Below are 15,845 nucleotides of genomic sequence, written 5' to 3'. Positions count from 1 at the left end.
GGCTCGTGAATCGTGAAGCGTTTCTTGAGGACGAGCAGTGGGCGTTGATCGAGCCTCTGCTGCCGCCGCAACGGCCCAGGACGGGCCGTCCGATGCGTGATCACCGGCAGGTTGTGGAGGGCGTGATCTACCGATACCGGTGCGGCCTGGCCTGGCGTGACCTGCCGGCGTCGTTCGGGCCATGGCAGACGGTGTGGAAACGCCACCGGCGGTTCAGCCAGGACGGCACGTGGGACAAGATCCATCAGGCGCTGCTGGCGAGAGCCGACGCGGCCGGGGAGGTCGAGTGGACGGTCAGCGTGGACTCCACGGTCAGCCTGGCGCACCAGCACGCGACCAACCTGCCGCGCGAGAAGCCTGCCGATGACCAGAGTGAGCCCGTGGCGAAGGACGCGTCGACGCCCGCGCTGACCGAGGTCCTCGGTCAGGTCACGGGGGGCTGAACCGAATGACAAGAATGCTGGTCAGGACGGGTGGGGGAACCTGTACGAGGAGCCGTTCGAGCACGTAGGGCAGCTGACGGGCCAGGGCGAGGTCATGGTCGTCCTCCTGGAAGTAGAAGCCCTCGCGGTTGTGCGCGAAATCGATCCTGACCTTGCTCACCTTGGCCGCCGTGGTGTCCAGCATCCTGCTCACCGTGACCACCCCCAGCTCGGCCAGGTTGTCGGCCCATCCGAGGTGGGCGAGGCCCTTGAGCTCCAGCGCCAGAGCTCGTCGGCGGGACAGCGGCGGGTGGATCTGCATGAACCACGTCAGCGCAGCGGTCAGCAACGCGAAGCCGGTCAGGGCCTGCAGTGGCGTGGCGAGTCGGATCCACTGGTCGGTCGCGACCACGTCCCCGTAGCCCAGGGTGGTCAGCGTCACGGCGGACAGGTAGAGAGCCTGGGCGATCTCGGCGTAGTCCGCAGGGTCGATCCCTGACGCGTAGAGAAAGCCGCGCGGGACGTGCGGCAGGTAGACCAACGCCCACCCGAGGATCTGGAGCACGACCCACATCAGGATCACCCCCACCATGGCTGCCGGTCCCACCGCCGAGCCCAGGCGGTGCCCGGTCGCCCGGGATACCCGCCAGGTGCCCGCGAGCACGATCCGGGTCAACGCTCCTTGCCCGGTGGGGTGCAGGAGGGTGTGGAACATGTCGTGCAGCCCGACCAGGAGCAGAAGGACGCCGGCAAGCGTCAGGACGACCCCCATCACCACGCGCCTCTCACGGAGTGACCTGGAACTCGGGGACGGGGCGCTGCTCGGCCTCCTGCTCGGTCGTCACCACGCCGTTGATCTCGATGTCGTCGACGAGCCACGTCATTTCGGCGATCTCCCTGCGCTGGGCCTCGATGATCTCGTCGGCCAGCTCCCGGACCCGCACGTCGTCGATGTCGGCCCGCTCGCTGGTGAGGATGGCGATGGAGTGGTGCGGGATCATCCCGTTCATGTAGGCCTGATCGTCGACGAGCGTCTGGGAGCGGGCGAGCCACAGCGCAGTCAGCCCCACGAAGAGAGCACCAGTCACGATGGCGAGGTTGACCGCCACCTTCTTGTACATCCTCCCCCACATGAAGGCGAGCATGATGATGGCCATCGCCGAGCCCATGATGAGGGCCATGTAGACCCGCATTCGCTGAGAGCCACGTGGGCCCAGGCCCAGGTGTTGGTGTAGGTCAGCAGGAACATCGTCACCGTCGAGGTGGCGATCATGGCCGCGAACACGAGGTACATCTTTCGTTCGTGCCTGCGCTCCTGATCGTGCTGCTGCTCGGGGTGGACATGACCAACTCCTTCCGGGTGGTCGCCCTGCGACACTAGAAGGAAGGGTCCTGTCCTGCACGTCGGGACCCGACCGTCCCGGCGCGGTCGGTGCGGCGCCGGGAAGAACACGATCCCCGGCAGGAGCTCACCTCGATGGCCACCCAGCCCACGCCGCCAGCTCAGGACCCACCGGTCTCCTCCCGATCGGTGTCGAGGGCCTCACAGCCTGGGGGAGCCTGGTCCGACGGCATGGGCCGGGTGGCGTCACGGGCGGCGCAGACGCTGCTCGTCGCCGCCGTCGCCGTCGGGGTGCTCTGGCTCCTGCTGCGGATCAAGGTGGTCGTGGTGGCCGTCCTGGTCGCTCTGGTGCTGGGGGCGGCCGTGTCTCCCGCCGTGCGATGGCTCGTGGGCAAGGGGTGGTCGCACCTCCTGGCGACCATCGCGGCCTTCGTCGGGATCCTGACCGTCGTCGGGGGCGTGGTGGGTGGGGTCGTCCTGGCCATCCGCAACGAGTGGGAGACCCTCCAGTCCTCGGCCGTGGACGGCTGGCAGCAGCTGCAGGACTGGCTGCGCACCGGCCCCCTGCCGGTGGACACGACCGCCGTGGACGACCTGGCGCAGCAGGTCGTCGACGCCGTCGTCAGCGGCGACGTCGCGGGCATGGCGAGCAGCACCCTGACCGGCCTCTCGGCCGCCACGGAGTTCTTCGCCGGGGTCATCCTCATGGTCGTGGTGCTGTTCTTCTTCCTCAAGGACGGTCCGAAGATCGCCAACTTCACCCTGCGGTGGTTCCAGGGAGACACCCGGGCCAAGCTGGCCGAGTCCGCCGACCGCTCCGCGGAGGTGCTGGGGGGTTACGTGCGCGGCACGGCGATCGTGGCAGCCGTGGACGCCGTGCTCATCGGGATCGGTCTGGCGATCGTGGGAGTGCCTCTCGCCCTGCCGCTGGCGGTCATCGTCTTCGTCGGCGCCTTCATCCCGATCGTCGGCGCCACCGTCGCGGGCGTGCTGGCCGCCCTGGTCGCCTTGGTGACGACCGGGCCCGTCGAGGCGCTCATCGTCCTGGCCATCGTCATCGTCGTGAACCAGGTCGAGGGTGACCTGCTCCAGCCGGTCATCATGGGTCAGGCGCTCAGCCTGCATCCGCTGGTCGTCCTGCTCGCTCTCACGATCGGCACGATCGTGGGCGGCATCTTCGGTGCCATCCTGGCGGTGCCCTACACCGCCGTCGGGTGGACCATCATCCAGCTCTGGACCGATCGCTACCAGTCAGGGGAGGATCCCGTGCTCGGGGACGACCCGCTCGACCCGCAGAGCCACGCCAGGGCGAGGGCCTCGGGTGCGCAGCGCTGGCGCTACCAGCTCATGCGCGGGCAGTCGACCGCGCCCAGCGACGAGGCAGCGGACACCGAGCAGGGGCAGGACGGCAGGGGCACCACCTCCGCAGGAGCCCCGGACGGCCACGTCACGGCCGGCCCCGCCGGGCCTCCCCCAGCTCCGCCCGAAGACGGTGCCCCTCGGCCGTGAGCCGCTCGTTCTCCTCCCGCAGCCGCAGGATCATGGCGATGCCGGTGAGGTTGACGCCGGCGTCCAGCAGCTCGGCGATGGCTCGGAGCCGTTCCAGGTCGTTGATGCTGTAGCGCCGCGTCCCGCCGGGGGTCCGGTCCGGCTCGAGCAGCCCCTGGGACTCGTAGAGTCGCAAGGAGGGTGCCGCCAGACCGACCAGCTCCGCCGCGACGGAGATGCCGTAGACACCTCGGTCGGAGTCGTGGGGCCTGGAACCGTCCGTCATGTCGCCTCCTGCCAGTCGATGACCCCGTCCGTCGACGGACTTGCATCCTGTCACACACGGTGCTATGAAATCTATATCAGTCGAAACAGATTTACTCGACTGATCGTGACATCACCACAGCATCCAAGGAAGGAGCCCACGATGGTCTCGATGCTCATGCGCAGCGATCCGTTCCGCGAGCTGGACCGGCTGTCGCAGCAGATGTTCTCGGGGATGAACGGCACGGCGGCCCGCCCCTCGGTCATGCCCATGGACGCGTGGCGGGAGGGCGACACCTTCGTCATCGAGTTCGACCTGCCTGGCGTCCGGGCCGACTCGATCGACCTGGACGTGGAGCGCAACGTCGTCACCGTGCGGGCCGAGCGTCCCGTCCGCGACGACGAGCGGGAGATGCTCGCCGCGGAGCGGATGCGGGGCGTGTTCAGCCGCCAACTGGTGCTGGGCGACAACCTCGACACCGGGCGGATCGAGGCGAGCTACGACGCGGGTGTGCTGACGCTGCGCGTCCCGGTCGCCGAGCAGGCCAAGCCACGCAAGATCAGCGTGTCGACGGCGTCCTCCGACGGCTCCCAGGGGCCGCAGGAGGTGTCCCGCTCGACCGAGCGGCAGGCGATCGACGCCTGACCCGGGCGGGCCCGGACGGGAGAGCAGGCATGACCACCTCCGACCAGACGCTGGTCCGACCGGAGGACGAGGTCTTCTGGGACCTCGTCTGCGGCGAGGAGGACTGGCTGCGGGCGGAGTTCGACGCCATCATGGCCGCCGAGTACCCGTCGCGTGAGAGGCCGACCCCGCCGACCCTGTCGCCGCGACCCGGGCCTCACGGGGGACCGGGCACCCGGCGCAGCTGGGTCGACGGTCCCGGTCCGGCGACGACCGACGCCCCGCTCCACCCCCCGCCACGCCAGCGTTCACCCCCGCAGCGGGAAGGGCAGGACCACAGCGCGGATCCCCCGGGCCGGGCCCGGGGGATCCTCGTGCCGGTGGACCCGGCTACCGCCGGCGTCGACGAGCCACGCCCAGCACCAGGCTGGAGGTCGCCACCAGGGTGGCGGCACCGACCCCGACCTTGGCTGCGGCATGCTGCGGGTCGGGCGCCACCCCCGCCATGGCGCGCCGGACCGACTCGCGGTAGGGGGTCGCTCCCCCGGGCGGTGGACCGACCAGGCCCTCCAGGTCGTTCTCCTGGCACACGACCTCGTGGACCAGCGACCCCACGAGCGGCTTGGCCACCCCGGCGCCGACGGGTGTCACCACACCGACCCAGTGGCTGGCGAGCCAGGGGGTCATCACCGGCAGGGTGTAGATGAGCCGCCTGCGCAGCCCCGTCTCCTCGGCGAAGACCTGCATCATGTCGCGGTAGGTCAGCACGTCCGGGCCTCCGATGTCGAAGGTGCGGTTGACCTCGGCCGGCAGGTCCGCCGCCGCCACCAGCCAGTGCATCACGTCGTCCACGGCCACCGGCTGGATGCGGTTGGCCAGCCAGCGCGGCGCGACCATGACGGGCAACCGGGCCGTGAGGTAGCGCAGCATCTCGAAGCTCGCGGATCCGCGGCCGATGACGGTGGCCGCCTGGAGCACCGCGGTCGGCACCCCGGAGTCGAGCAGGATCTCCCCCACCTCCACCCGCGACGCGAGGTGGGTCGAGAGCTCGCCGTCCGGGTGCAGACCGGACAGGTAGACGATCCGGCCCACGGTCTCCGACGCGGCGGCGCGGGCGAACCCCTCGGCCAGCTCCCGGTCGCGCCGGGCGAAGTCGCCCTCCCCGTCCATGGAGTGGATGAGGTAGTAGGCCACGTCGACCCCGCGCAGCGCCGCCCTGAGGTCCTCCTCCTGCGTCGCGTCCCCGCGGCACACCTCCACCCGGGACACCCACGGCGCGTCGAGGGAGCCGGACCGGGTCAGGACGCGGACGGCATACCCGGCCTCGAGCAGGTGCGGGACCAGCAGCCCTCCGACGTAGCCGGACGCGCCGGTGACCAGGGCGGTGCGGGGTGTGTTCATGAGGCTCATTTCAGGGTCGAGAGGAGGGGCGGCAGGAGCAGGAGCATGCCGGAGGACCAGGTGATGTGCGTGATGACGGGGCCGAGCACGCCACCGGTGACCCGCCGCTGCAGGCCGCAGACCAGACCCAGGCAGACAGCGGCCAGCACCAGCAGCGGCACGCCCACGACGACGGTCGTCGCGGCGTAGACCATCGTGGTGGCGGCGACGGTCCACCGCTGCGGGATGGCGGCGTAGAGGGCACCCCGGAAGAAGAGCTCCTCGGCGATCCCGTTGACCATGGTGATGACGAGGACGAGCGGGAGGGACCCGAACCTCGCGTGGTCCAGCAGGTCGTCCACCGGCCCGCGCAGGAACGGCACCTGCGCGACCACGAACGCGCCGGCGAGGAAGACCCCGAGGAGCAGGGTTCCCAGCGCGAGGGACTGCACGACGGGGCGGGCGTATGCGGTGCCGTCCCGGGTGTGGGCACGACCCAGGTAGAGCGGCCCGGCCAGGAAGGCCCCGGCGAGCCAGATGCCTGCGAGCAGGGCCGTGCCGGCGTAGAACAGCGGGTCGCCGGGCTGGAGCTGCAGCGACCACCACAGCACGGCGGAACCGATCACCAGGGTGAGGGCCGAGACCACCCGGCGTCGCCGCAGCACGTGCGCCGGGTCCCGCCGGGAGCGCGGCACTTTCGTCACCAGGGATGCGCGCAGGAAGCTGCGCAGCTCGGCGACGGGGTTCACCCGGTCCACTCTGCCCTGCACGCACGACCTCCGCCAGATGAGTTGTGAACTAGTTGTGACAAACCCTTGACAAACATTGTGCAACAGATCCATGATGAGACCAATCCGGAGCCATCCCGGACCCGGCCCACTGTCCCCGGAGGAATCATGAAGAAGACCGCCCTGACCCTGGCCGCCCTCGCCCTGACCGCCTCGGTCGCCGCCGCCCCGGCCGCCTCCGCCGCCGGGCACCGCCCCGACACCGCCTGCATGCAGGCGGGCATCGCCTTCCTGAAGGACCAGGGTCTGTTCACCACCGTGGCCCAGGGCGGGCTGCCGATCGGCCTCGCCGTCGACGCCGGCGTCACCATCCGACCGGGTGCCGACATCTCCGGCGTGCCGGACCCGATCCCGCTGTCCGTGGTGCTGGCCGACCACCGCGCGGGTGACGACAGCCTGTTCGTCTACCCCTGGTGCTGATCGTCGCGGGCCCGGGTCACCGCGCGAGGCGGTGACCCGGGCTTCGTGCTGCTCTGACCCTGACCCCCCAGGCCGCCACCGCGAGCACGGCGGTGGCCACGGCGGCGTAGCCGACGACGTCGTTGGCCGGCTCGCCGGACAGGCGTCCCACGGCGACCCACGACACACCCCAGGTCACCGCCGTCACGAGCGCCGTGCCGAAGACCCGGTCGGCCCGGTGCAGCAGCACGGCGACCAGGGCGACGACGACCGCCAGGACCACGAGGGTCACGACCGTGGCCAGCTGCCCCTCGGCGGGCACGCCGCGGTCCACCAGCCAGAGCGCGACGTTCGCGCACGTCGCGACGCAGATCCACCCGAGGTAGAGACCGAAGGTGACCGAGACGAGGACCCGGGGCACCCGTCCCTCGTCGGGCAGGTCGGCGGTGCGGCGCAGGATGACGCCCAGCGAGACGGCGATCCCGGCGATGACCAGGACGGAGACGAGGAGCCAGCCGGCGAAGACGACGAGCAGCCACAGGCCGTTGAGAGCCAGCGACGCGGCGGCGGGGATCCTGGTCCGCGAGGCCCACACGGAGTCCCTGGCCCGGGGCAGCCACTGCCAGACGACGTAGCCGGCGAGGAAGAGGTAGATCACCGACCAGATGGAGAAGGCGGGTCCGTCGGGGGCGATGAGGGTCGCAGCATCGGAGAACAGACCGTCCCCCTGCTCCTCCACCCCGCCCTCGGCACCGACCAGACCGGTGCCGATGAGCGTGCCGACGATCCAGAGGACGGCGGCCGCGGTGACGACCAGCTGGTCCCGGCGGACAGGACTCACCCGACCTGCCCCCGGACCAGGCTGTCACCGCCGTGACCCGGGTCGCCGTCCATGTGCTCGCGCGAGATGTCCACCACGGGATACTCCCCCAGGTCCAGACCGTCCGGCAGCGCGAACTCACCGGTCTCGGCGTCGAGGACACCCAGCGTCACCATGCCGGAGACGTCCGGGCGCAGCAGCCAGACCTCGAGGTAGCCGTCCTGGGGGTCCGGACGCTCGGTGAGCTCCACCCGCAGGCGCTGGTGCCCCGAGACGGTCACGACCTCCGCCCGACCGTCCGGCGCCCCGGCCGCCAGGGCCTGGAGGTCGCCGCTGGCGAGCAGCTCCGGGGGCGCCTCGCGGCCGACCACCTCGACCCCGGCCCAGGTGACCAGGGCACCGGCAGCGGCGGCGGCGAGCAGCTGCACCGGGCCGACCCACCGGCGCCGTCGCCGGTCGGCCAGGGAGACGACACCCGGCCGGCCCAGCGCCTGGCGCACGGCCTCCCACACGTGCGGAGGGGGCGGCACCTCCACCTCGCCCCCCCGTCGCAGCAGCTCGGCGGCGCGCTCGTCCGGAGGACGCGGAGGCGTCGACCCGTCGTCGTCATCGTGCATCAGGCACCTCCCAAGAGGGTTCGGAGCCGGGCCAGGGTCCGGTTTGTGTGGGTCTTCACGGTGCCGAGCGGCAGGTCGAGCAGCTCGGCGATCTCTTTCTGCGTCTTGTCGTGCACGTAGGCCAGGAGCAGGATCCTCCGGGGCGGGTCACCGATCTTCTCGAGCTCCTCGTAGATCGCCAGCAGGTCGTCCCGGTCCACGTGCTCCCAGCGGTCATCCGGCGTGTCGTGGACCTCGTCGGTGTCCACCACCGGGGCGGTTCGCTGCCGCACGCGCAAGGAGTCGGCGACCGCCCTGCGGGTGATGCCGACCAGCCAGGCCCCGAGGGGCCCGTGCTGCGGGTCAAAGGTCGAGCGGGCCCGCCAGGCCGACAGGAAGACCTGCTGGGTGACGTCCTCGGCCTCGACCGGGCCCACGGCCTTGCGGGCGAGACCGTGCACCAGGGGGCTCCAACGCTCGTACGCCTGCTCGAGCGCCTCCTCCTCCCCACGGACCCAGGCCTCGCCGATGGCCGTGTCGTCGGCATGCGCTGAGGTCATGCCCGCAAGCCTAGGCGGTGGTGGCCTCAGCTCACGGGTACGGCGCTGATGACGAGGTTGTCGGTGTAGCTGCCGGCCCGCGGTGACCAGTCACCGGTACAGGTGACCAGGCGCAGGACCGGGTCGCCGTCGCGGCGGAAGAGGTCGTCGACGGGCAGGTCCGTCTTGGCGACCTGCTCGCCCCCGACGATGCGGTAGGTGACGCTCGTCCCGTCGGAGAGCTCGACCTGCACCTCGTCGCCCTCCGCCACCTCGGTCAGGGCGAGGAAGGCTCCCGGGCCGGTGTCTGTGTCGACGTGCGCGGCGACGACGACCGACCCCTCCGCAGCCCCGGGACGGGGTCCGTGGCGGTACCACCCGGCCCGGTCGCCCTCGTCCGGGATCTCCATCTGGCCGTCGGCGCGGACGCCGACGTCCTCGACGGTGACCTCGAGCCCGACGGCCGGCACCGCGAGGCGCACGGGCGTCGGCCGGGGCTCGATCTCGGGCAGGGCGGCCGAGCTGCGGCCCGGGGTGGGCAGGCTCCCCGCCGACGCGGTCGGGGCGGGCCGCGTCGGCGGGGAGGTCGCGACGGTGGAGCCGACCGTCGCTGCGGAGGGGTCGGCCGCGGCGGCGGCCGTCGTCGAGGGGTCGACGTCACCGGTCGCCGCGGCCGACCCGAAGCCGGTCACCGTGGGCACGGGCTCCTGCAGGACGCCACGCACCGCCCACCCCGCGAGCACGAGGCTCGCGATCGTCACAGCCAGCGCAAGGAGGGAGACGCGGCGTGACCGGTGGGCGGTGCGCGGGGTCATGGGGTCAGACCCGCTCGGAGCGCACGACCTGGCGACCGGCGATCACGGCGCCGGCCACACCGGCCAGCGCGAGGACGAGCATGGCGTTCGTGTCGACCAGACCACCCTGACCGGAGGGGACACCCTCGGGGGCGCTGTGCAGACCGTCGATGGTCTGGACGGCCAGCGCGAGGTTGCCCTCCTCGGCGGAGCCCCAGGCGTAGACGATGGTGTTGGTGCCCTCCACGAGGTCCACGTCGGCCGGGCCGAGGACGACGTCCTCGGTGCCGGCGAGCACCACATCGGCGGAGACGGTGCCGGCGGGCAGGTCCAGGACCTCCTCGTTGGGGTTGGTCAGGCCCTCGATGACGGGGGTGCCACCGGCGCGGACGTCCACGGCGGGGGCCGCGGCGGCGTGACGCACGGTGAGGCGGGCCTCACCGGCGGCGGTCTGCGAGATGTCGTTCACGAACGCGCTCAGCATGGGGGTGCCCTCGTCGCTCAGGTGGGCGGCGAGGGTCAGGTTGGCCCCACCGGGCACCTCGAGGCCCTCGGCGGACAGGGCCGGCTCCGCGGAGTCGGGGGTGTCGCCGTCCGCGTAGATCTCGATGTCGTAGCTGCCGGCAGCCAGCATGAGCGGGTCGGTGAGGGTCCCGGGCTCGAAGTCGGGCAGGGTCTCCTCGCCGTTGACGTAGACGTCGACGGTCAGGCCGGGCACACCGTGCAGCACCGACACGGCCGACTCGTGCTCGTCGGCGGCGGCGGGGGCGGCGAAGGCGGCGGCGGCCAGGCCGCCCATCAGGACGGCGGTGGTGGTCTTACGCATGAGAGGTGCTCCTCGTGTCTCTTGGGGTGGAACCGGTCCGACCCTCACCCAGCACTACGGCGTGAACCTCCCCGTTGGATTCAACCTTCGTAAAATGTTTGTCACGGGTTTGTCAGATGTGCGGACCTGGATGCTACGTCCAAGGTTTGTCACAACTTGGGGTATGCTCCGGCCACACCCTTTCGAAGGAGGTGGACCTGTGCCCTACACGGTCAAGCAGGTGAGCGCCCTGACCGGGATCGCCCCCGACCGGCTGCGCGCCTGGGAGCGCAGGTACGGCGTGGTCCGCCCGACCCGGACGGACGGGGGCTACCGCCTCTACGACGACGAGGACATCGCGCGCCTGCGGCTCATGATGCGCCTGGTGGACGGCGGCACCCCGGCCTCGCTCGCCGCCCAGGAGGTCAACGGCGCCACCTCGGCACCGACGGGTGAGTTCCGCCCGCCCGAGCCCCTGGGTGCCGGGACCGGCCCGGGGCTGGACGCCCTCGTGCGGGTCGCCGTGTCGCTGGACCGGGCCGAGGCGGAGCTCCTGCTGGACCAGGCCTTCGCCGCGGGGTCGTTCGAGTCCGTGGTGGAGCACTGGCTGCTCCCGGCTCTCGCCCAGGTGGGCAGCGCGTGGCAGGACGGAATCGTGGACGTGGCCGGCGAGCACTTCGTGAGCGCCGCGGTGCGACGTCGTCTCGGCCGGGCCTTCGACGCCTCGGGGACAGCCCTGGGCGGCCCGGTCGTCCTGGCCGGGCTGCCACCGGGCTCCCTGCACGAGCTGGGATCCCTGAGCTTCGCCACCGTGCTGCGCCGCCTGGGCGCCGACGTCCGGTGGTTGGGGGTGGACCTGCCGGTCGACAGCTGGGCGCACGCCGCCGACCGCCTCCGGCCGGCCGGAGCCGTGGTGTCGGTCCCGCTCGCCAGGGACGCACCTGCCGCCGCGGCCGTGTTCCGGCGCCTCACCCAGGACTTCCCCGGGCTCCGGGTGTACGTCGGAGGGCAGGGCGCCCCCGGGGTCCCGCCGCTCGTGGAGGACCTCGCCGGCCCGACCCTGGCCCCCCTGCCCCCCTCGCTCGTCGCGGCCGCCCGGACGGTCGCCGCGGAACTCCGTGGCGTCTAATGTTTGTCAAATCTTTGTCAATGCTGCATGCTGGTGCCTGCGGGACCACGCCCCCCAGACCGCCGAACGAGACGAGCCACCGATGACCACAGTCACCGAGACCCAGGGCCCGACCGTCGGGTCCGGCACCGCCGCTCCGCACGAGCGCTTCTTCTCCGCCGGTGCGGCACAGGTCCTCGACGACCACGACCGGGCCCTGTGGGCCGCGCTGCAGCAGGCCACCGCGCACGGCAAGAGGTTCCGCCCCGCGCTGCTCACCGGCGTCCACGCCGCCCTGGGGGGCGAGGACCACGCGCGGGCCGAGCGGGTCGGTGACGCGGTGGAGCTCCTGCACACCGCCTTCGTCATCCACGACGACGTCATCGACGGCGATCAGGTACGACGGGGACGGCCCAACGTCAGCGGCACCTTCGCCGCCCGCGCCGTGGCCGACGGGGCCGACCCCGCACGGGCCGGCCGCTACGGCGAGGCGGCCGGGATCCTGGCCGGCGACCTCGCCCTCGCGGGGGCGGTGCGGGAGATCGCGACGTGCGGGGCGCGTCCCGACGTGACGGTCGCCCTGCTCGACCTGCTCGAGGAGGTGCTCCACCGCAGCGCGGCCGGGGAGCTGGCCGACGTGCGACTCAGCCTGACCGGCGCCGCCCCCATGGCGGAGGTCCTCGACGTCGCGGAGTGGAAGACGGCCGCCTACTCCTTCGAGCTGCCGCTCCGGGCGGGCGCCCTCCTGGCGGGCGCCTCCGACTCGACGGTGGCCACCCTGGGGGCCGTGGGCCGGTGCATGGGGGTGGGCTTCCAGCTCCAGGACGACCTCGACGGCGTCTTCGCGCCGTCCGCGAGGACGGGCAAGGATCCCCTGGGCGACCTGCGCGAGGGAAAGTGCACGGCGCTGGTGGCCGTGGCGCGGACGACCGCCTGGTGGCCGGAGCTGTCCCGGTATGTCGGCGACCCGCACCTGACGCCGGAGGGCGCGGCGCGCGCCCGGGAGATCCTCCTCGCCTGCGGGGCTCTCCACGTCGTCAGCGACCTGGTGCGGGACCTGCGCGAGGCCGCCCTGGCGGGAGTCGCGGACCTGCCCGCCCCTGTCCAGGACTTCCTGCGCCCGATGGTCACCCTGCTGCTCAGGCCCGAGGAGGACCGGTGGACGGCGGCCGAGAGCCTGGGCCGGCCCGTCACCGGGGTGCAGGGGGCCGCATGATCTCCCGGCGTAGCGGTCACCCGCCGGTCTCGACCTCCTACGACGACGTCGCCCGCCGGAGCGCCGCGGTGGTCATCGCCCACTACTCGACCTCCTTCGGCTGGGCCACCCGGCTGCTGCACGAGCCGGTGCGCACTCACGTCCGGTCCATCTACGCGCTGGTGCGGGTGGCCGACGAGCTCGTCGACGACGCCACCCAGACCTGGGACCGTGACCTGCGGGCGGAGCTCGTCGACGGGATGCACCGGGAGACGTTGAGCGCCCTGCGGAGCGGCGGCAGCGCCAACCTCGTCGTCCACGCCTTCGCCCTCACCGCCCGCGAGCACGGGATCGGCCCGGACCTGGTCGACCCCTTCTTCGACTCCATGCGGGCGGACCTGTCGGTCCACGTGCACGACCCGGAGAGCCTGGCGACCTACGTCTACGGCTCCGCGGAGGTCGTGGGCCTCATGTGCCTCCGCGTATTCGTCGGCGGCGACCCGGCCGCCTACGACGAGCTCGCCCCCGGTGCGCGTCGCCTCGGCGCCGCGTTCCAGAAGGTGAACTTCCTGCGGGACCTGCACGCCGACCAGAGCCGGCTCGGGCGGGCCTACTTCCCGGGAGTGGACCTGAGCACCTTCACCGACCGCGAGCGCGACCTGCTCCTGGACGACATCGACGCGGACCTCGACGCGGCCGCGATCGCCGTCCGTCGACTCCCACCCAGCAGCCGGGCCGCCGTGCAGGCGGCCCACGGGCTCTTCCAGGAGCTGTCCGCCCGCCTGCGGACCACCCCGGCCTCACGGATCGCGCAGGAGCGCGTCCGGGTGCCCGACCTGGTGAAGGCCCGGATCGTCGCCCGCAGCATCGCAGGTGCGCGATGAGGGTCGCGGTCGTCGGCGGCGGGATCGCCGGGCTGGCCACCGCCGCGCTGCTGGCCTCCGACGGTCACGACGTCGACCTGTTCGAGCAGCGGGATGAGGTCGGCGGTCGGGCCGGCTCCCGGTCCACGGAGGGGTTCCGCTTCGACACGGGCCCGTCGTGGTACCTCATGCCGGAGGTGTTCGACCACTTCTTCGAGCTCCTGGGCACCTCGTCCGCCGAGCAGCTCGACCTGCGCGTCCTCGACCCCGCCTACCGCGTCTTCTACGAGGGCGCCCCGGGGCAGGACCCACCGCCCCCCCTCGACGTCGTGGCGGACACCGGGGCCAACATCGAGGCCTTCGAGGCCGTCGAGCCCGGAGCGGGCGCCGCCCTGCGGAGCTACCTCGGGTCGGCCCGGGAGGCCTACGACGTGGCTCTGCGGCACTTCCTCTACACCAGCTTCACCCGTCCGATCGCCCTCGCCGCCCCTGATGTCCTGCGCCGGCTGCCCCGCCTCCTGCCGCTGCTCACCCGCTCCCTGGAGTCCTTCGTCGGGTCCCGCTTCCAGGACGTCCGCCTGCGCCAGGTGCTCGGCTACCCCGCGGTCTTCCTCGGGTCCTCCCCCGACCGGGCGCCGAGCCTCTACCACCTGATGAGCGCCCTGGACCTGACGGGTGGGGTGATGTACCCGCAGGGCGGGTTCACCCACCTCATCGGCAGGATCGCCGACCTCGCGACCGCGCAGGGCGTCCGCATCCACCTCGGCGCGAGCGTCACCGAGGTGACCACCGCGCCCGTGTCCGGTCGTCGTGGTCGCCGACGCGCCAGGGCCACGGGGGTGCGGTGGCGGGACGGGGACGGGACCGAGCGGCTGCACCCGGCCGACGTCGTGGTGGGGGCCGGGGACCTGCACCACCTGGAGACCAGGCTGCTCCCCGAGGAGCTGCGCTCCTACCCCGAGAGCTACTGGGAGGGTCGCGACCCCGGACCCGGAGGGGTGCTGGTCCTGCTCGGGGTGCGCGGGGAGCTGCCGCAGCTGCCCCACCACTCGCTGTTCTTCACCCATGACTGGCGCTCGAACTTCGACGCCATCTTCGGCGGGAGGGTCCCCGACCCCGCCTCCGTCTACGTCTGCAAGCCCTCGGCGACCGACCCGGGTGTGGCGCCGGAGGGCCACGAGAACCTCTTCGTCCTCGTGCCCGTGCCGGCCGACCCCGGTCTCGGGCGCGGCGGGCGCGACGGTGGTGGCAGCCCCCAGGTCGAGGCGGTCGCCGACGCAGCCATCGCCCAGGTCGCCCGCTGGGCCGGTGTCCCCGACCTGGCCGAGCGCGTCGTGGTCCGCGAGACGATCGGACCGGGAGACTTCGAGGCGGACCTCCTGGCCTGGCGGGGCGGCATGCTGGGCCCGGCCCACACGCTGCGGCAGAGTGCCATGTTCCGCAGCAGCAACACCTCGCGCCACGTGGCGGGTCTGCACTACGCGGGAGCCAGCACGATCCCCGGCATCGGCCTGCCGATGTGCCTCATCAGCGCCGAGCTCGTCCTCAAGCACCTGCGCGGTGACACCTCCAGCGCCCCCGTGCCGGCGCCGATCCAGCCTCGTCGAGCACCCGCAACGAGCCCCGTCTATAGTGCTGAAAGCCCGGAAAACCCCCAATCCTGAGGAGAGATTTACCGTGAGCATCTACACCCTTCCCGACCTCGCCTACGACTACGGCGCGCTCGAGCCGCACATCAGCGGCGAGATCATGGAGCTGCACCACAGCAAGCACCACAAGGCCTACGTCGACGGCGCCAACCAGGCCCTCGAGAAGCTGGCCGCCGCGCGGGAGTCGGGGGACTTCGGCACGGTGCCGATGCTGGAGAAGAACCTCGCCTTCAACCTGGGCGGTCACACCAACCACAGCGTCTTCTGGCAGAACATGTCCCCCGACGGCGGAGGCCGTCCGGAGGGTGAGGTCGCCGCCGCCATCGACGAGCACTTCGGCTCCTTCGACGGCTTCAAGGGGCAGTTCGAGGCCGCCGGCACGACCATCCAGGGGTCCGGCTGGGCCGTCCTGTCCTGGGACGCCGTCAGCCAGGCCCCCCGGGTCTTCCAGCTCTGGGACCAGCAGGGCAACGTGCCGATCGGGCAGACCCCCCTCCTCATGCTCGACATGTGGGAGCACGCCTTCTACCTGCAGTACAAGAACGTCAAGGCCGACTACGTGAGCGCCTGGTGGAACGTCGTCAACTGGCAGGACGTCTCGCGCCGGCTGGAGGCCGCCCGGACGGCGACCACCGGTCTCATCACCCCCGCCTGAGCGGGACCACCGGGTCCCGCATGGTCCACGGCGCACGGGGCGGGGAGAGCTGCAGGCTCTCCCCGCCCCGTCGTCGTGCCCGGGCCTGGCCTCTTCTCCGGACGGTGCCTGCC

At 72.1% G+C, this 15,845-nt stretch carries 19 protein-coding genes; 9 read left to right on the top strand and 10 right to left on the bottom strand.

The features are described 5' to 3' along the window. The first annotated feature begins 5 nt into the window (after positions 1–5). Positions 6–443 (top strand): IS5 family transposase, encoded by a 438-nt coding sequence (locus E3Z34_RS02210; RefSeq protein WP_158288581.1) that lies wholly within the window; start codon positions 6–8, stop codon positions 441–443. Here E3Z34_RS02210 and E3Z34_RS02205 read toward each other — a convergent pair. Both E3Z34_RS02205 and E3Z34_RS02200 read right to left on the bottom strand, forming a co-directional pair. Beyond that, entirely contained in the window at positions 430–1,194 is a 765-nt protein-coding gene (locus tag E3Z34_RS02205; RefSeq protein WP_134772296.1) for a potassium channel family protein, read from the bottom strand. The two genes, E3Z34_RS02210 and E3Z34_RS02205, sit on opposite strands and share 14 nt — an antisense overlap. A 13-nt stretch (positions 1,195–1,207) precedes the next feature. Then, the gene (locus tag E3Z34_RS02200; protein ID WP_238695305.1) at positions 1,208–1,615 is read right to left on the bottom strand and encodes a DUF305 domain-containing protein; all 408 of its coding nucleotides are present in this window, start codon (positions 1,613–1,615) and stop codon (positions 1,208–1,210) included. A gap of 380 nt (positions 1,616–1,995) precedes the next feature. Here E3Z34_RS02200 and E3Z34_RS02195 point away from each other — a divergent pair, with 380 nt between their 5' ends. After that, on the top strand, positions 1,996–3,273 hold the full coding sequence (locus E3Z34_RS02195) for an AI-2E family transporter (RefSeq protein WP_238695304.1): 1,278 nt from the start codon (positions 1,996–1,998) through the stop codon (positions 3,271–3,273). Here E3Z34_RS02195 and E3Z34_RS02190 read toward each other — a convergent pair. Next, a complete protein-coding gene (locus E3Z34_RS02190; RefSeq protein ID WP_134772294.1) occupies positions 3,212–3,538 on the bottom strand; it encodes a MerR family transcriptional regulator in 327 nt (108 codons plus the stop codon). The genes E3Z34_RS02195 and E3Z34_RS02190 overlap by 62 nt on opposite strands. A gap of 150 nt (positions 3,539–3,688) precedes the next feature. On the opposite strand from E3Z34_RS02190, the gene E3Z34_RS02185 reads away from it, so the two are divergent. Continuing rightward, complete coding sequence (locus E3Z34_RS02185) at positions 3,689–4,162, top strand: Hsp20/alpha crystallin family protein (protein WP_134774691.1); 474 nt, start codon at positions 3,689–3,691, stop codon at positions 4,160–4,162. Positions 4,163–4,531: 369 nt separating this feature from the next. Here the strand turns inward: E3Z34_RS02185 and E3Z34_RS02180 are convergent, their stop codons facing one another. Further along, entirely contained in the window at positions 4,532–5,542 is a 1,011-nt protein-coding gene (locus E3Z34_RS02180; RefSeq protein ID WP_134772293.1) for an NAD(P)H-binding protein, read from the bottom strand. Positions 5,543–5,547: 5 nt separating this feature from the next. Further along, positions 5,548–6,270: a CPBP family intramembrane glutamic endopeptidase gene (locus tag E3Z34_RS02175; RefSeq protein WP_238695303.1), complete on the bottom strand. Its 723-nt coding sequence runs from the start codon at positions 6,268–6,270 to the stop codon at positions 5,548–5,550. A 147-nt stretch (positions 6,271–6,417) separates the two neighbouring features. Between E3Z34_RS02175 and E3Z34_RS02170 the strand changes: the two genes are divergently transcribed. Then, positions 6,418–6,729, top strand: a complete 312-nt coding sequence (locus tag E3Z34_RS02170; protein ID WP_134772291.1) for a hypothetical protein — start codon at positions 6,418–6,420, stop codon at positions 6,727–6,729. A gap of 16 nt (positions 6,730–6,745) precedes the next feature. On the opposite strand, the gene E3Z34_RS02165 is transcribed toward E3Z34_RS02170, so the two are convergent. From E3Z34_RS02165 to E3Z34_RS02145, 5 genes are read right to left on the bottom strand one after another with little or no spacing between them, the layout of a single operon-like run. Further along, positions 6,746–7,549: a TspO/MBR family protein gene (locus tag E3Z34_RS02165; RefSeq protein WP_134772290.1), complete on the bottom strand. Its 804-nt coding sequence runs from the start codon at positions 7,547–7,549 to the stop codon at positions 6,746–6,748. Next, positions 7,546–8,145, bottom strand: coding sequence for an anti-sigma factor (locus E3Z34_RS02160; RefSeq protein WP_134772289.1), 600 nt, complete (start codon positions 8,143–8,145; stop codon positions 7,546–7,548). The genes E3Z34_RS02165 and E3Z34_RS02160 overlap by 4 nt, the downstream gene beginning before the upstream one ends. Then, entirely contained in the window at positions 8,145–8,684 is a 540-nt protein-coding gene (locus E3Z34_RS02155; RefSeq protein WP_134772288.1) for an RNA polymerase sigma factor, read from the bottom strand. The genes E3Z34_RS02160 and E3Z34_RS02155 overlap by 1 nt, the downstream gene beginning before the upstream one ends. Before the next feature lie 26 nt (positions 8,685–8,710). Next, positions 8,711–9,478 carry a class F sortase gene (locus tag E3Z34_RS02150; RefSeq protein WP_134772287.1) on the bottom strand — a complete coding sequence of 256 codons (768 nt, stop codon included), beginning with the start codon at positions 9,476–9,478 and terminating at the stop codon, positions 8,711–8,713. A gap of 4 nt (positions 9,479–9,482) precedes the next feature. Next, positions 9,483–10,283: a DUF4397 domain-containing protein gene (locus E3Z34_RS02145; protein ID WP_134772286.1), complete on the bottom strand. Its 801-nt coding sequence runs from the start codon at positions 10,281–10,283 to the stop codon at positions 9,483–9,485. Between the two features lie 199 nt (positions 10,284–10,482). Here E3Z34_RS02145 and E3Z34_RS02140 point away from each other — a divergent pair, with 199 nt between their 5' ends. From E3Z34_RS02140 to E3Z34_RS02120, 5 genes are all read left to right on the top strand, one after another. After that, positions 10,483–11,391, top strand: coding sequence for a MerR family transcriptional regulator (locus E3Z34_RS02140; RefSeq protein WP_158288580.1), 909 nt, complete (start codon positions 10,483–10,485; stop codon positions 11,389–11,391). Between the two features lie 82 nt (positions 11,392–11,473). Continuing rightward, positions 11,474–12,586 (top strand): polyprenyl synthetase family protein, encoded by a 1,113-nt coding sequence (locus tag E3Z34_RS02135; RefSeq protein ID WP_134772284.1) that lies wholly within the window; start codon positions 11,474–11,476, stop codon positions 12,584–12,586. Beyond that, entirely contained in the window at positions 12,583–13,449 is an 867-nt protein-coding gene (locus E3Z34_RS02130) for a phytoene/squalene synthase family protein (protein ID WP_134772283.1), read from the top strand. The genes E3Z34_RS02135 and E3Z34_RS02130 overlap by 4 nt, the downstream gene beginning before the upstream one ends. Beyond that, positions 13,446–15,092: a phytoene desaturase family protein gene (gene crtI / locus E3Z34_RS02125; RefSeq protein ID WP_134772282.1), complete on the top strand. Its 1,647-nt coding sequence runs from the start codon at positions 13,446–13,448 to the stop codon at positions 15,090–15,092. Before E3Z34_RS02130 ends, crtI begins: the two co-directional genes overlap by 4 nt. A 13-nt stretch (positions 15,093–15,105) precedes the next feature. Next, positions 15,106–15,732, top strand: coding sequence for a superoxide dismutase (locus tag E3Z34_RS02120; RefSeq protein WP_134772281.1), 627 nt, complete (start codon positions 15,106–15,108; stop codon positions 15,730–15,732). Positions 15,733–15,845: the final 113 nt, after the last annotated feature.

The sequence above is a fragment of the Ornithinimicrobium flavum genome, assembly GCF_004526345.1.
GTDB lineage: Bacteria > Actinomycetota > Actinomycetes > Actinomycetales > Dermatophilaceae > Ornithinicoccus > Ornithinicoccus flavus.
Note: the sequence above shows the minus strand (reverse complement) of the source record. Positions and strands in the feature narration are given on the sequence as shown.

Coding starts and splice junctions, on each gene's coding strand:
- E3Z34_RS02145 (WP_134772286.1), bottom strand. CDS start 10,283: ATGCGTAAGACCACCACCGCCGTCCTGATGGGCGGCCTGGCCGCCGCC.
- E3Z34_RS02150 (WP_134772287.1), bottom strand. CDS start 9,478: ATGACCCCGCGCACCGCCCACCGGTCACGCCGCGTCTCCCTCCTTGCG.
- E3Z34_RS02190 (WP_134772294.1), bottom strand. CDS start 3,538: ATGACGGACGGTTCCAGGCCCCACGACTCCGACCGAGGTGTCTACGGC.
- crtI (WP_134772282.1), top strand. CDS start 13,446: ATGAGGGTCGCGGTCGTCGGCGGCGGGATCGCCGGGCTGGCCACCGCC.
- E3Z34_RS02180 (WP_134772293.1), bottom strand. CDS start 5,542: ATGAACACACCCCGCACCGCCCTGGTCACCGGCGCGTCCGGCTACGTC.
- E3Z34_RS02185 (WP_134774691.1), top strand. CDS start 3,689: ATGCTCATGCGCAGCGATCCGTTCCGCGAGCTGGACCGGCTGTCGCAG.
- E3Z34_RS02130 (WP_134772283.1), top strand. CDS start 12,583: ATGATCTCCCGGCGTAGCGGTCACCCGCCGGTCTCGACCTCCTACGAC.
- E3Z34_RS02205 (WP_134772296.1), bottom strand. CDS start 1,194: ATGGGGGTCGTCCTGACGCTTGCCGGCGTCCTTCTGCTCCTGGTCGGG.
- E3Z34_RS02170 (WP_134772291.1), top strand. CDS start 6,418: ATGAAGAAGACCGCCCTGACCCTGGCCGCCCTCGCCCTGACCGCCTCG.
- E3Z34_RS02155 (WP_134772288.1), bottom strand. CDS start 8,684: ATGACCTCAGCGCATGCCGACGACACGGCCATCGGCGAGGCCTGGGTC.
- E3Z34_RS02160 (WP_134772289.1), bottom strand. CDS start 8,145: ATGCACGATGACGACGACGGGTCGACGCCTCCGCGTCCTCCGGACGAG.
- E3Z34_RS02200 (WP_238695305.1), bottom strand. CDS start 1,615: ATGCGGGTCTACATGGCCCTCATCATGGGCTCGGCGATGGCCATCATC.
- E3Z34_RS02135 (WP_134772284.1), top strand. CDS start 11,474: ATGACCACAGTCACCGAGACCCAGGGCCCGACCGTCGGGTCCGGCACC.
- E3Z34_RS02195 (WP_238695304.1), top strand. CDS start 1,996: ATGGGCCGGGTGGCGTCACGGGCGGCGCAGACGCTGCTCGTCGCCGCC.